Origin of the sequence: Streptomyces sp. NPDC090077 (assembly GCF_044747545.1) — a bacterium.
In the GTDB taxonomy this organism is placed as follows: Bacteria; Actinomycetota; Actinomycetes; order Streptomycetales; family Streptomycetaceae; genus Streptomyces.
Genome location: NZ_JBIVEG010000048.1, coordinates 26,258 through 39,718, shown reverse-complemented (window position 1 = coordinate 39,718; position 13,461 = coordinate 26,258). Strand labels below are relative to the sequence as shown.

The window sequence follows — 13,461 nt, the reverse complement described above, 5'->3', positions numbered from 1 at the left end:
GCGGCGGAGTTGAAGCCGCCGTGGCTGCGGGCGAGGACGAGGGCGGTGCGTACGGACGCGGTCCTCGACCGCCCGGTCACCAGGTCGATGTCATGGGCGGGCGAGAGTTCGACGTTCGTGGTCGGCGGGATCAGTCCCTCGCGCATGGCCAGGACCGCACACACCACGTCCACAGCGGCGCCGCCGGCGCCGAGGCGGCCGGTCATGGTCTTGGGCACCGTCACCGGCACCCCCCGCGGACCGAACACCGCCGAGATCGCCTCGGCCTCCTCACGGTCCAGCCGCTCGGAACCCGCACCGTCCGCGAACACCACGTCCACCTCGGCCGGATGACAGCCCGCATCCGCCAGCGCACCCTCGATCGCCCGCCGCAGACCCGGCTCACGCCCACTGCCCGGCCGCGGATCCAACGTCGCCGCATACCCCGCGAACTCGCCGTAAACAGTGCGCCCGCCCCGGGCCCGCACGCTCCCCTCGTCCTCCAGCAGCACCATCGCACCACCCTCACCCGGCACGTATCCCGAAGCCGCCCCGTCGAAGGGCATGAAGGAACGGTGGGGGTCGTGGGCCGTGGTCATTCCCCCGCCGGCCAGGTGGGCGGCCCAGCCGAGCGAGCAGATGGAGGCGTCGAAACCTCCCGTGGCGATCAGCCGGCCGCCCTTGCGGAGCCTGCGCCGGGCGTGGGCGAACGCGTCCAGGCCACCCGTCTGGTCGCCGACGAGGACGCCGGTCGGGCCGCGCAGGTCGTTGCGCACGGAGATCTGGCCGCTGTTGACCGCGTAGAACCAGGCGAAGGACAAGTAGGCGCTCACGTGCTTGGGGCCCTGGCTCCACAGCTTGCGCAGCTCCCGCTCACCCAGCTCGAGACCTCCCGACCCGGCGGCCGTCACCACACCCATGTCGCACGGGTGCACGTCCCCCGGCGCGATGCCGGCGTCGGTGAAGGCGCAGTCGGTGGCGATCAGCGCCAGCTGGGTGACCCGGTCCGTCTGCGGCACCAACCGCCCCGGCAGATGATCCGCCGCCTCGAACCCGTGGATCTCCCCCGCCAGACGCGCCGGAAAGGAAGAAGCATCGAACCGCGTCACCGGACCGATCGCGTTCTTCCCGATCCGCGTCGCCGCCCAGAAGTCCTCCACCCCCAGACCCGTCGGCGCAGCCACACCGATACCGGTGATCAGAGTCCTGCCACTCACGGCAACCTCCTGTCCGGCCGCGCCAGCACCATCGCGCTCTGAAACCCCCCGAAACCACTCCCCACCGTCAACACCGCATCCGTACGCCGCTCACGCGCCACCACCGGCACGTAATCCAGATCGCACTCCGGATCACGGGTCCGCAGGTTCGCCGTCGGAGGCACCACGTGGTGCTCCATCGCCAGCACCGAAGCCGCGATCTCCAACGACCCCACCGAACCCAGCGAATGCCCGATCATCGACTTGATCGAACTCACCGGAGTGGTGTGCGCATGGGCTCCGAGGGCCAGCTTGTAGGCGGCGGTCTCGTGGGCGTCGTTCTGCTTGGTGCCGGAGCCGTGGGCGTTGACGTAGTCCAGGTCGGCCGGGTTCAGCCGTGCCTCGTCCAGGGCCAGCGTGATGGCGTCCGCCAGCTCCCGGCCCTCGGGGCGCAGGCCCGTCATGTGGAAGGCGCTGGAGCGGGAGCCGTACCCCGCGATCTCGGCGTAGACGTGGGCGCCGCGGGCGCGGGCGCTCTCCAGCTCCTCCAGTACGAACACCGCCGCGCCCTCACCCAGCACGAACCCCTTCCGGGTCGCGTCGAAGGGCCGGGACGCCCGCTCCGGATCGTCGTTCAACGTCGTCGTCGCCTTGATCGCGTCGAAACACGCCAACGTCAGCGGAGTGATCGGCGCGTCCGTCGCACCCGTCACCATCACGTCCGCACTGCCCTCACGGATCAGATCCACCGCATGCGCCACCGAATCGATCCCCGCCGTGCAACCCGACGAGATCACCGCCGCCGGCCCCTCCGCACCCACCGCCCACGCCACCTCCGTCGCGAACGAACCCGGCACGAAGTGGTCGTACAGATGGCGTGTGACGCGGGTGTGGTCGACCACCGCGAGCAGGCCGTCGGCGGCGGCCGTCCGGTACTCGGCGTCGAGGCTGCCGATGGCTCCCATCCCGGTGCCGATGCTGACGCCGGTCCGGTACGGGTCCAGCGCGGCGAAGTCGACCCCGCTGTCGGCGACGGCCTCCCGCGCGGCGACCACCGCGAACTGGGCGGCGCGGCCCGTGCGCCGGATCTCGTCCGGCGTCAGCCCGTGCAGTTCGGGGTCGAAGTCGGCCTCGGCAGCCACCCTGGAGCGGAACTCGGAGGCGTCGAAGCGGGTGATCGCCCTGGTCGCCGTGCGCCCGGAGCTCAGCAGGCTCCAGTAGTCCTTGGTGCCGATGCCTCCCGGGGCGAGCACCCCGATCCCCGTGATCACCACCCGGCGGGCCACCGGCACGGTCATGCGGATGCCGTCCAGTCGTAGAAGCGCGTGGCCATCGCGTCGGCCGGGGTGCGCCAGGTCTCCGGGTCGTACGGCTGGATGAAGGGCTTGAGGTCGTGGCTGATGCGCATGAACCGCGGGTCCGTACGGGACTCCTGGATGCGCCGGCCGCCGTCGTCCTCGGCGAAGTCCTGGAGGTGGAAGTAGAGGCCCTGGTACGAGAACAGGCGCCGGCGCAGCGTGCCCATGCGTTCCGGCATGTCCGTCGTGTCGAACTCGGCGAAGAGGCGCGCCACTTGGTCGCTCGACATGCCGTCCATTCGGGCGACGATCAGGTTGCTGTGCTGCATTTCGTTCCTTTTCCGTGGCTGGGGGCGGGGGCGGGCCTCGTGCGCCGGGAATTCCCCGGGGAATTCGTACGGCGGGCCGCGCATGCGCGCCGTGCCACTGAGGCGCTCGCCCGCACCGGATCCGTGGATCGGCCTCCGGGGACAGCGCACCGGATCTTGATTACAAGGTTCTTCGGACGCGAGCGGCCGTTCAATGGCCGTGGATTCAGGAGTAGGTCAGGTTCCACAAGGCCGGCTCCGGCGCCTCTGAAGACGGCCAAGAAGAGGTCAAATAACGGTAAAAGGGCTCCATCGGGTTCCTACCGGACCCTGCGCGGACCCCTGTGCGGGGTCATGCGGTGGACCAGCGCCCCTGCCGGCCCGAGCCGGTCCCGGTCGTCAACGGCGTTGACGGTGGTGCACCGTCAACGCCGTCAACGCGTGCTCCGGTTGGCGGACCGCTCAGCGGGCCGCGGACGACAGCAGCTCGGCGGTGGAGCCGGGCCGGGTGAAGCGCCGGTTGTGGTAGACGAGCGGCTCGGCCCCGCTCACCTCGGCGGATTCCATGCGGCCCACGAGGATGCTGTGGTCCCCGCCGTCCAGGACGTCGTGCAGGGCGCACACGATCCGGGCGGTGGCATCGGTCAGGCCGGGCAGACCGTGTTCGAGCGGCTGCATCGGGGTTCCGGCGAACTTGTCGAGCCCGGAGTGTCCCGAGCGGGCGAACGCTCCGGCGACATCGGCCTGGTCCGCCGCCAGCACGTTCACCAGGAACCGCCTGCTGTGGACGAAGCCCTCGTGGCAGGACGCCTTCTTCGCCAGGCAGACCAGCACCAGGGGCGGGTCGAGGGACAGGGAGGTGAAGGAGCCGGCCGTGAAGCCCAGGCGCCGGCCGGCCGCGTCCACGGTGGTCACGACGGTGACCGGGGTGGGCACGTGGGCCATGGTCCGGGCGAATTCGGCGGGGTCGATGGTGGGCAACGGTCCTCCTGGCTCAGGTGCGTACGGGCGCTGCGGAGACCGCCCGGCTCATCGGGCGTCCTCCGCCTGCGAGCCCTCGCGCGCCTCGGCGCTGCGCCGCTCCACGGACTTGCGCAGGGAGGTGACGACGGTGAGCACGTCCGCGTCGGACAGACCGGGGTGCAGGGGCAGGCACAGGGTCCGGTCGGACGCCCAGTCGGAGGCGGCCAGCTCGGGGACCGGGCCGTCGACGGGGGCGTAGGCGGGGACCTTGTGCAGGGGGGCGTAGCGGAAGGTGGTGTAGATGTCGTCGGCGAGCAGGTCGCCGGCGACCTGGTCGCGGATCCCGGGCTCCATCTGGACCCAGTAGAAGTAGTACGTCGACTCGTGCCCCTCGGGCAGCGCTCCGGGCGTCAGCAGGCCGTCGACGGAGGCGAGCTCCCGGTCGTAGAGCTCGACGATCTCCTTGCGGCGGGCGACCATCTCGGGGAGCCGGCGCAGCTGTACGGAGCCGATGGCGGCGGTCATGTCGTTGCCGATGACGCGGCGGCCGGGCTCGGGGATGTCCAGCTCCCACCAGCGGGCGGAGACCTTGGCGTAGCCGAAGCCGCTGGACTGGGCGAGGCCGTGGTAGGCGAGCCGGCGGACCCGGGCGGCCTGCTCGGGGTCCTTGACGTAGATCATGCCGCCGTCGCCGGTGACGAGGACCTTCATGGCGTCGAAGCTCCACATGGCCATGTCGCCGAAGGTGCCGACGGCCTTGCCGTCGACGCGGGAGGCGACGGAGCAGGCGGCGTCCTCGATCAGGGTGATGCCGAGCTCGCGGCAGCGTTCTGCGATGCGGACGATGTCGCCCGGGTAGCCGCCGTAGTGGAGGACGACGACGGCCTTGGTCCGCTCGGTGAGGGCGGCCTCGATGTCCTCCAGGGTGGCGTTGAGCGTGCGCGGGTCCACGTCGCAGAAGACCGGCCGGCCGCCGTGGGCCAGGATGGCGTTGGCCGCGGCGAGGAAGCTCAGGGAGGGCAGGACGACCTCGTCGCCCTCCTGGAGGTCGAGCGCCTCGGCGGCGAGGAACAGGCCGGAGGTGGCCGAGTTGATGAAGACGACGTGTTCCGGGGCGACACCGAGGTGTTCGGCGAAGGCCGCCTCGAAGGCCTTCGTCCGGGGCCCGTGGCCGAGCCACCGGTCCTCGAACACCCCGGCCACCGCTTCGAGCTCCTCGGAGCCGACCTGGGGCTGGAACAGATTGATCATGGTGCTGCCTCTCACGTCGGGTGTCACTGAGAGCTTGCGGACACCTGCTCGACGTTCGATCAAGTTCCGGTGGCACCGTGCTGTGTACGGGCCCGCACGCGGGAATGCCTTCCGCCCGGACCGGCACACCCCCTGTGAGGGGTGCGCCGTCCGGGTGCGGAAGGCACTGCCGGGTGACCGGCGGTTCAGCCCGGGACCGGGCGCGTCCTCAGTGGACCTGGGTCTTCGAGAGCACGACCGGCTTGGCGGGGTCCGGGTAGCAGGGGAGCGTGCCGACCTCGAAGGTGGTCGGGTCCTCTGCGGTCCAGCGGAAGCCGGGGTCGGCCGCGCTGGTGCCCGCTATCGAGGTGGTGACCTCGCCGGGGGCGGACGGGGCGCGCAGGGCGACCTTCAGGGTGGGAACGTCGGCGTCCTCGCCGGCCTTGAAGGGTCCGGTCGCCTTGACGATGGCGCGGCCCGGCTCGAATTCGACGGTCTGCTTGGAGTTTCCGAGGTTGGAACCGCCGACCAGCGAGTAGCCGAGGACCTTGGCGCCGGCCGGGAGGTTGTAGACGAACTTGACGTCCCACACCTTGGTGTTGAACTCGGTGCGCGGGTTGATCGGCGCCGGGTCGAAGGAGACGGTGAAGACCGAGTTCCGGCCCACGTTGGCCGGTGCGGTGACCTTGTAGTCACGCGCGTAGTTCAGGACGTAGGTCTGGCCCTGGTACTCAACCGGGCAAAGCAGCGGAACATTGCTGGAAGTCGTGGCCGCAACGGCGCTGCCGGAGAATCCGACCGCCGTCGTTCCGACGACGGCGGCGACGGCCAGGGTGCGCTTGAGGGCACGCGAGGTACGCAACGAAAATCTCCTTGTGGGTGGGGTGGTGCGGCAAAACACCGTCAGTTTCAGCCAGCCCCCTCAAAGCCGACTCGAATTCCGATCCACCTTTTTCGGCCAGTGGGCGGCCCACCTCGGAAGTCCTTGACGTCAACTGCGGTTGAGGTTGCAGAATCCAGGTATCGCCAGAACCGGAGAACAGGGGATTGATTCGTGCTGACCGTGGAGATCTGGTCCGACGTGGTGTGTCCGTGGTGCTACCTGGGGAAGCGGCGCTGGGAATCCGCGCTCGCCCGTTTCGAGCACGCGGATCAGGTCAAGACCGTGTGGCGCTCGTTCGAACTGCGCAAGCACCAGCCGACGGTTCCCGGTGACCCGCTGGAGGTGATGATGCGCCGTGACGGCCACTCCCAGGAGGAGCTGGACCAGATCTTCGGCTGGATCGCGGGCCTCGGCGAGCAGGAGGGCATCCGGCTGCGGCCGGCCGAGTACCGGCCGGTGAACTCCTTCGACAGCCACCGCCTGCTGCACGCCGCGGCGGAGCAGGGGCTGGTGGACGCGATGAAGGAGCGGATCCTGCTCGCCTACCACTCGGACCTGCGGAACATAGCCGACCACGGGGTGCTGCGGGAGCTCGCCGCGGACGCGGGCCTCGCGGCGGAGACCGTGGAGCGGGTGCTCGGTGGGGACGCGTACACGGCCGAGGTGCGCGCGGACGAGGAGCGGGCGTCGCAGATCGGGGTGACCTCCGTGCCGTCCTTCGTCGTGGACGGGCGCGAGGTCGTGCACGGCGGAGTGGAGTCGGACGCCATGCTGGCCATGCTGGAGCAGGAGTGGGAGCGCGCCACGGCCGCCGCGGGCAGCCGCTGACGGCGGCCGCCCCGACGGGGCGTGCGCGCGGCGGGGGGGGGGGGGGGGCCCGGGGGGGCCCCCCCCCCCCGGGGGGGGGGGGGGCCCGGGGGGGGGGGGGGGGGGGCGCCCCCGGGGGGGGGGGGGCCCCGCGGGGGGGGGGCGCCCCGCGGGGGGGGCGGGGGGCGGGGGGGGGGGGCCGGCCCGGGGGGGGGGGGGGGGGGGGGGGGGGGGGGGGCGGGCGGGGGGCCCCCCCCCCCCCCGCGGCCGTGGTGTCAGCCCGGGAGGATGACGAGCTTGCCGCGCACGTGCCGGGTCTCGACCTCGCGGTGCGCGTCCGCCGCCTGCTCCAGCGGGTAGGTCCGGGCGATCTCGATGCGCAGACCGCCCTGCTCGTACAGGTCGGCCAGGGCGCGCAGGCGGTCGGTGGAACGCTGGCTGAAGAGCGGGAGGATGCCCAGCTCCTCGATCCGGTCGAAGCCGACCAGCGTGCCGATCCGCTCCCGGTTCTCCAGCAGTTCGACCGAGACGTCCAGCGCCTCGCCGCCCGCTCCGTCGAGGATGGCGGTGACCCCCTCGGGGGCGAGCGCGCGCACCCGGTCGGCGAGGCCCTCGCCGTAGGCGACGGGCTCGGCGCCCAGCTCGCGCAGGTAGTCGTGGTTGCGCGGGCTGGCCGTCCCGATGACCTTCGCCCCGTAGGACCGGGCGAGCTGCACGGCCACGGTGCCGACGCCGCCGGCCGCCGCGTGCACCAGCAGGGTGTCGCCGGGGCCGACCTTCAGCTTCTCCAGGGCGGTGTGGGCGGTCTGCCCGGAGGCCGAGAACACGCCGGCCACCTCCCACGGCATGTCCTCGGGCTTGGCCACGATCTGGTCCACCGGCACCACGAGGTACTCGGCGTGCGCGGCCAGCAGGGCCCAGCCCAGGACCTCGCTGCCGACCTCGAACCCCTCGGCCCCCTCGCCGACCTGGTCCACGACGCCCGCGAACTCGTTGCCGATCTTCTGCGGGAACGCCAGGGTCTGCCCGGGCGGGGCCCAGCCGGTGCGCACCGCGCAGTCCGAGGCCTGGATGCCGGCCGCCTTGACCTTCACCCGGACCTGGCCGGGACCGGCCACGGGGGTCTCGACCTCCAGCAGTTCGACGACTTCCGGTCCGCCGAAGGAGTTGATCGCCGCTGCCTTCATGGGTGTGCCTTTCGTTCGTGGGGCTGCTGCCCCGTCTTTCGTGTCGAGCTCGGTTTCGATGGGTGCCGCGCCCTCAGGGGCGGGCCGGGGCCGCCGGCTCGTTGCGGCCCCGCGCGGCCTGCTCCTCCAGGACGCGCACCACGTCCGCCGGAGTCGGCATCCGCGACATCTCCTGGCGCAGCACCTCCGCGCGCTCGCGGTAGGAGGGGGTGGCCAGGATGTCCTGTACGGCGTCGGTGATGTTCTCCGCGGTGTCGTCCCCGGGCCGGATCATCTTGGAGGCGCCGAACTCCGTCAGGCGCTCCGTGTAGTCGACGACGTAGGGCAGGTACGGGATGAGGACCTGCGGCACGCCGTGCGCCATGCTGCCCAGGACCGTGTTGCCGCCCGCGTGGTTGACGACGACGTCGCAGGTCGGGGCGAGGACGTCCAGCGGCAGCCAGCCGGCCCGGACGTTCTCGGGCAGGGGGCCCAGCTTGGCGGCCATGTCGTCGGGCGCCCCGACGAGCAGTTCGACGTCCAGGCCCTGCACCTTCTTCACGAGGGCGGCGAGGACGTCGAGGTAGTAGTCGGGGGTGATGCGGCTGCCCGCGGTCACCAGCACCCGGGGGCGGTCGCCCTTGGTGTACATCCACGGCTCCAGCGCCTTCGGCGTGGTGTAGGGGATGTACCGCATGGGCTGGGCCGGGGGCGCGTCCCACACCCGCAGGCTGGGCGGGCAGGTGTCGACGAAGAGGTCGAAGCGCGGCATGTCGTAGAGGCCGAGGCGCTCCAGGGAGAACCCGAGCTCCGCCGCGGCGGCGAGGTCGATGGTGCGCGGCTCGCCCATGTCGACGGCGTGCTTGACGTACGGCACGCCCGCGTAGGCCGCGATGAGCGGCGCCGCGAAGGCGAGGGCCCCGCCGACGACGATGTCGGGCCGCCAGCGGTCGACCAGGGGGACGAGTCCCTCCAGGCAGTTGGCCGCGTACCGGCCGAAGCACCTGCCGTTGAAGAGGAAGCGCTCGTGGAGGTCGGTCGGAATGGGAATGCGCTTTCCGTCGTCGTCCAGCAGCGTGTCCATCATCGAGGTCGCGGTGACCGGTACGCCGGGCAGTCCGGCGCGGGTGACGATCGGCATGATGTCTTCGGGGCCGGCCATGAAGACCTCATGGCCGGCGTTCCGGGCGGCCTGGGCCAGCGGGATGATCGAGAAGATCACGCCGGAGGTTCCTCCGGCTACAAAAAGGATTCTCATACGTCAGATCGTTGGCAGTGGCATGTGGAGTCCGGCTCAAGTGCCGTTCGAGAAAGGGCCTCAGGAAGCGGGGCCGGCGGACGGCGCGGCCTGGGGCTGCGGCCGGGCCGCCGGTTCCGGCTGCCGGGCCGCTCCCGGCTTCAGGAACAGCAGCACGAGCAGCACCAGCGCGCACAGGGCTCCGGCGGCGACGAAACCCACGGTGATGGAGGTGGCGCCGACCAGCGGGCCGACCACCACCGGTGCCGCGAACTGTCCGGCGAAGTTGGCCGTGCCGGACAGCGCCATGGCCCGGCCGCGCATCGCGGCGGGTGCGGTCTCGCCGATCCACATGGCCAGGGCCGGTACGGAGATGCCGCTGCCGGCGCCGAAGAGCACGGCCGCCAGGGCGAGCGGTACGGCGTGGCTCATCGAGGCGCCGACCACGAAGGCCAGGCCCCACAGGACGAGCGCCATGCGCAGCAGCGCCACGTAGCCCAGGGCGGAGCGCAGCCGCCCGTAGAAGAAGCCCGACCCGCTGCCCGCGAGCGAGAGGCTCGCCGTGATGGCCGCGATGACGACCGGGTCCTCCACGCCGATCTGGTCGAAGCGCTGCGGCAGGAAGACGATCAGGACGTACAGCAGGAAGGAGGAGATCAGGGAGAGGGCGTACATGCCCAGCAGCCGGGGGGTGGTCCGGAGCAGGGACATCGTGCCGCCGCCGCCCTTGGCCCGGCCGGCCGCGGGGATGCGGGGCATGGCGAACAGCATCGCGAGGCCGACGGGGATGCCGACGAGGTAGATGGCGAACGGGCCGTGCCAGGACCAGACCGCGAGCACGCCCGCGATCAGCGGCCAGACCACGCCCCCGAGCCCGATGGCGGTGGAGCGCCAGCCGGCGATCCGGTCCCGCTCCGGGCCCTCGAAGAGCGCCATCAGCGCCACCGTGGTGCCGGTGAACACCGCGGCGGCGCCGATGCCGAAGACGAACCTGCTCGCGATCAGCATCGCGTACGAGTCGGCGAACAGGCCTGCTCCGCCCGCGACCCCGTAGAGCACCAGCCCGGCGATCATCGGGGTGCGCAGCCCCCAGCGGTCGATCGCCCAGCCGACGAAGGGGCTGGTGATCGCCAGCGACAGGCCGTGGGCGGTGAGGATCAGACCGGCGGCGGTGCCGCTGACACCCAGATCGGTGCGGATGGTGGCCACGACGGGGGCGAGCACGGTGCCGGCCATCACGGTGAGGGTGGAAGCGAGGAGGAGCGCGGAGAGCGTCATCGTGCGACGGCCCGCGCTCGGGAACGGCGTGGACGTGGATGTGTCCAAGGCGGGACCTCCGGAGTTCAGGGGTACGGAGCAGTGCCTCCATGCTTCAAGCTGAAGCGCACTTGAGGTCAAGGCCGCCCCCCGCGAGCGCCGCCGTGCGCACGGCCACGAGCCGACGGCCCAAATCTCGATCGTGAACAGCCGGGGTCGAGGGCCGCTCGACTTCCGCTCGGATTGGAGGGGTTTTCAAGTCGGTGAAAGATCCACCCCAACTCCCCTTGCCGGATTGACAATTCGGCGTCAACCCGGGTTGCGTGCAGGCCGGACATGAGTTCCGATATCGACATTCGGGCCGAGACCGGCCATGACTGCGAGGGGGATTTCGTGACGGAACAGCGAGTCGCGCTGATTACCGGCTCTTCTTCGGGAATCGGTGCGGCAATCGCCGAACGCCTTTCCGCCGAAGGATTCCGTATCGTCGTCAACTCGGCGCGTTCCGCCGAACAGGGAACGGATTTCGCCCGCTCCCTCCCGGACGCCGTCTACGTACAGGCCGACATCTCCGACGAGGACGAGGCCCGCCGGCTGGTCGACGCGGCCGTGGAGCGCTACGGGCGCCTCGACGTCCTGGTGAACAGCGCCGGCACCACCAAGGTCGTGCCGCACGCGGACATCGCGGCGGTGACGCCCGAGCTGTGGCGCACCATCCTCGGCGTCAACGTCATCGGCACCTGGCAGGTGAGCGCGGCGGCCGCCCCCTACCTGGCGAAGGGGGCGGCGAACGGCTCGGGCCCCGGGAACATCGTCAACATCTCCTCCGTCGCCGGCAGCCGGCCCGTCGGCAGCTCGATCCCCTACGCCGTGAGCAAGGCCGCCCTCGACCACATGACGCGGCTGCTGGCCGCCGCGCTCGGCCCGGACATCCGGGTCAACTCCGTGGCCCCGGCGCTCACCGAGACGCCGTGGACCCAGGACAGCCCCTTCTTCCAGCAGATCGCCGAGAAGGTGCGGCAGAGCACCCCGCTGCGCCGGGTGGGCACCAGTGCCGAGGTGGCCGAGGCCGTACTGGCCGTCCTGCGCATCGAGCACATGACCGGTGCGGTCATACCCGTCGACGGCGGCGCCCGACTCATCTGAAAGGCAGTGCATGAAGCTCGCAGTCAACCTCCTCGCGCGTGAGGCCGTTCCCCTGGCCGAGGCGGCGGAGGAGCTGGGGTACGACCTGGCACTTGCTCCGGAGGGCTACCGCAACGACGCCGTGAGCGTGCTGGGCCTCGTGGCGGGCCGCACCCGGCGGATCGGCCTGGGCTCGGCCGTCATGCAGATCCCCGCCCGCCCGCCGGCCGCGGCGGCACTGACCGCCGCCACCATCGACGCGCTGTCCGGGGGCCGGTTCCGGCTCGGGCTCGGCCTGTCCAACCCCGACGTCTCCGAGGGCTGGTACGGCGTGCCGTTCGACCGGCCGCTCGGGCGGACCCGGGAGTACGTCGAGATCGTCCGGGCCGCCCTGCGCGGCGGACCGGTGACCTACCAGGGGGAGCACTTCCAGCTCCCGCTCGCCGACCGGGCGGCGGCGCCGCTCCACCTCTACGCCGAGGGGTACCGGCCCGACCTGCCCGTCTACCTGGGTGCGGTGGGCCCCCGCAACCTGCGCCTGGCCGGTGAGATCGCGGACGGCTGGATCGGCGTCTTCACCTCCCCCGACGGTGTGCGCGAGGCCGTGGCCGAGATCGCGCGCGGGCGGGCGGCGCGGGGGCTGACGCTCGACGGATTCGAGGTGATCCCGTCCCTGCCCACCGCCGTCGCCGACACGGTGGAGGAGGCGGCCGAGCAGCTGCGCGGCCAGTACCGCTACCTGATGGGCATCGGCGACCCGGAGACCAACTTCTACTGCCGCCTGGCCCGGGGCTTCGGCTTCGAGGAGGGCGTGGAGCGGATGCACGAGCGGCTGGCCGCCGGCGACCAGGCCGGTGCCGCGGCCGCCGTGCCCACCGAGTTCATCGCGATGACCGCCCTCGTCGGCGACGAGGACCGGATCGCGGGCCGCATGAAGGACTACGCGGACGCGGGCGTGACCACGCTGAGCATCATGGTCTCCGCGGCCGCCACCACCCTCGAAGGCCGGCTGGGGATCCTGCGGACGTGCGCGAAGGCGGCGGCGCGGTGACGGCGACCCCCTCCACCGCACCACCGCGCCTGGACGAGATCGCGGACGGCGTGTTCGCGTACGTCCAGCCCGACGGGGGCTGGTGCCTGAACAACGCCGGGTACGTCGCCTCGGACGACCGGCCCGTGCTGATCGACACCGCCGCGACGCACGACCGCGCCCTGGCCCTGAAGCGGGCCGTCGCCGAGGTCGGCCCGGCGCCCCGGTTCGTCGTCAACACCCACTCGCACGGCGACCACACCTTCGGCAACTCCCTGTTCACCGACCGGGCCGTGGTCGTCGCCCACGAGACCACGGGCGTCGAGATGGAGACCGTGGGACTGCACCTGACGACGCTCTGGCCCGAGGTGTGCTGGGGCGACCTGTCGGTGGAGCTCCCCGGCCTGACCTTCCGCGACGGGCTGCGCCTGCACACCGGCACGGCGCAGGTCGACCTGATCGCGCTCGGCCCCGCCCACACGGCCGTCGACACCGTCGTCTGGCTGCCCGAGCAGCGCGTGCTGTTCGCCGGCGACCTGCTGATGTCGGGGGCCACCCCGTTCTGCCTGATGGGGTCGATCTCCGGCTCCCTGGAAGCGGTCGCGGCGATGCGGGCCCTCGGGCCCCGCACCATCGTCGCCGGGCACGGTCCGGTCGCCGGTCCGGAACTGCTCGACACCGCCGAGCGCTACTTCCGGTGGCTCCAGGACCTGGCCCGCGACACCGCCGCCGCCGGGCTCTCGCCGCTGGAGGCCGCGCGCGAGACCGACCTCGGCGAATGGGCCGGCCTGCTCGACTCCGAGCGGCTGGTGCCCAACCTCCACCGGGCGTACGCGGAACTCCGCGGCGCGGAGCCGGGCGCGGCCCTGGACATCGGGGAGATGTTCTCCGACATGGTCGCCTTCCACGGCCGGGTCCCGGTCTGCCACGCCTGAGCGGCGCCCCGTACGGCTCCCCCCTTCCCCCCTTCCCCTTGCGGGCA

13 protein-coding genes are annotated in these 13,461 nt (G+C 71.9%); 4 read left to right on the top strand and 9 right to left on the bottom strand.

Annotated elements, in window-relative coordinates; genetic code table 11:
- The 6 genes from ACIPW5_RS38220 to ACIPW5_RS38195 all read right to left on the bottom strand — a co-directional run.
- The coding region (locus tag ACIPW5_RS38220) for a ketosynthase chain-length factor (RefSeq protein ID WP_401255609.1) at positions 1 to 1,196 on the bottom strand (1,196 nt) is incomplete at its 3' end.
- Positions 1,193 to 2,473, bottom strand: coding sequence for a beta-ketoacyl-[acyl-carrier-protein] synthase family protein (locus tag ACIPW5_RS38215; RefSeq protein WP_401255606.1), 1,281 nt, complete (start codon positions 2,471 to 2,473; stop codon positions 1,193 to 1,195). The genes ACIPW5_RS38215 and ACIPW5_RS38220, both read right to left, overlap by 4 nt.
- Positions 2,470 to 2,802: a TcmI family type II polyketide cyclase gene (locus tag ACIPW5_RS38210; RefSeq protein WP_401255603.1), complete on the bottom strand. Its 333-nt coding sequence runs from the start codon at positions 2,800 to 2,802 to the stop codon at positions 2,470 to 2,472. Before ACIPW5_RS38210 ends, ACIPW5_RS38215 begins: the two co-directional genes overlap by 4 nt.
- 441 nt (positions 2,803 to 3,243) lie before the next feature.
- Positions 3,244 to 3,762 carry a flavin reductase family protein gene (locus ACIPW5_RS38205; RefSeq protein WP_401255600.1) on the bottom strand — a complete coding sequence of 173 codons (519 nt, stop codon included), beginning with the start codon at positions 3,760 to 3,762 and terminating at the stop codon, positions 3,244 to 3,246.
- Positions 3,763 to 3,810: 48 nt separating this feature from the next.
- Complete coding sequence (locus ACIPW5_RS38200; RefSeq protein WP_401255597.1) at positions 3,811 to 4,995, bottom strand: DegT/DnrJ/EryC1/StrS family aminotransferase; 1,185 nt, start codon at positions 4,993 to 4,995, stop codon at positions 3,811 to 3,813.
- A 208-nt stretch (positions 4,996 to 5,203) separates the two neighbouring features.
- Complete coding sequence (locus ACIPW5_RS38195; protein WP_401255594.1) at positions 5,204 to 5,836, bottom strand: hypothetical protein; 633 nt, start codon at positions 5,834 to 5,836, stop codon at positions 5,204 to 5,206.
- A 192-nt stretch (positions 5,837 to 6,028) separates the two neighbouring features.
- Between ACIPW5_RS38195 and ACIPW5_RS38190 the strand changes: the two genes are divergently transcribed.
- On the top strand, positions 6,029 to 6,685 hold the full coding sequence (locus ACIPW5_RS38190; protein ID WP_401255592.1) for a DsbA family oxidoreductase: 657 nt from the start codon (positions 6,029 to 6,031) through the stop codon (positions 6,683 to 6,685).
- 254 nt (positions 6,686 to 6,939) lie between these two features.
- Here the strand turns inward: ACIPW5_RS38190 and ACIPW5_RS38185 are convergent, their stop codons facing one another.
- From ACIPW5_RS38185 to ACIPW5_RS38175, 3 genes are all read right to left on the bottom strand, one after another.
- Complete coding sequence (locus ACIPW5_RS38185; protein ID WP_401255589.1) at positions 6,940 to 7,851, bottom strand: NADP-dependent oxidoreductase; 912 nt, start codon at positions 7,849 to 7,851, stop codon at positions 6,940 to 6,942.
- A gap of 73 nt (positions 7,852 to 7,924) precedes the next feature.
- A complete protein-coding gene (locus ACIPW5_RS38180; RefSeq protein ID WP_401255586.1) occupies positions 7,925 to 9,052 on the bottom strand; it encodes a glycosyltransferase in 1,128 nt (375 codons plus the stop codon).
- Between the two features lie 96 nt (positions 9,053 to 9,148).
- Positions 9,149 to 10,393 carry an MFS transporter gene (locus ACIPW5_RS38175; protein WP_401255583.1) on the bottom strand — a complete coding sequence of 415 codons (1,245 nt, stop codon included), beginning with the start codon at positions 10,391 to 10,393 and terminating at the stop codon, positions 9,149 to 9,151.
- Positions 10,394 to 10,717: 324 nt separating this feature from the next.
- Here ACIPW5_RS38175 and ACIPW5_RS38170 point away from each other — a divergent pair, with 324 nt between their 5' ends.
- Genes ACIPW5_RS38170 through ACIPW5_RS38160 form a run of 3 tightly spaced genes read left to right on the top strand, consistent with a single transcriptional unit; the run spans position 10,718 to position 13,414 of the window.
- Positions 10,718 to 11,470: an SDR family NAD(P)-dependent oxidoreductase gene (locus ACIPW5_RS38170; protein ID WP_401255580.1), complete on the top strand. Its 753-nt coding sequence runs from the start codon at positions 10,718 to 10,720 to the stop codon at positions 11,468 to 11,470.
- Positions 11,471 to 11,480: 10 nt separating this feature from the next.
- Entirely contained in the window at positions 11,481 to 12,500 is a 1,020-nt protein-coding gene (locus ACIPW5_RS38165; RefSeq protein ID WP_401255578.1) for an LLM class flavin-dependent oxidoreductase, read from the top strand.
- Complete coding sequence (locus tag ACIPW5_RS38160; protein ID WP_401255575.1) at positions 12,476 to 13,414, top strand: MBL fold metallo-hydrolase; 939 nt, start codon at positions 12,476 to 12,478, stop codon at positions 13,412 to 13,414. Before ACIPW5_RS38165 ends, ACIPW5_RS38160 begins: the two co-directional genes overlap by 25 nt.
- The last annotated feature ends 47 nt before the right edge of the window (positions 13,415 to 13,461 follow it).

Bases quoted from the DNA above. Each gene is read 5' to 3' on its own strand.
- ACIPW5_RS38215 (WP_401255606.1), bottom strand. From the start codon at position 2,473: ATGACCGTGCCGGTGGCCCGCCGGGTGGTGATCACGGGGATCGGGGTG.
- ACIPW5_RS38210 (WP_401255603.1), bottom strand. From the start codon at position 2,802: ATGCAGCACAGCAACCTGATCGTCGCCCGAATGGACGGCATGTCGAGC.
- ACIPW5_RS38200 (WP_401255597.1), bottom strand. From the start codon at position 4,995: ATGATCAATCTGTTCCAGCCCCAGGTCGGCTCCGAGGAGCTCGAAGCG.
- ACIPW5_RS38185 (WP_401255589.1), bottom strand. From the start codon at position 7,851: ATGAAGGCAGCGGCGATCAACTCCTTCGGCGGACCGGAAGTCGTCGAA.
- ACIPW5_RS38165 (WP_401255578.1), top strand. From the start codon at position 11,481: ATGAAGCTCGCAGTCAACCTCCTCGCGCGTGAGGCCGTTCCCCTGGCC.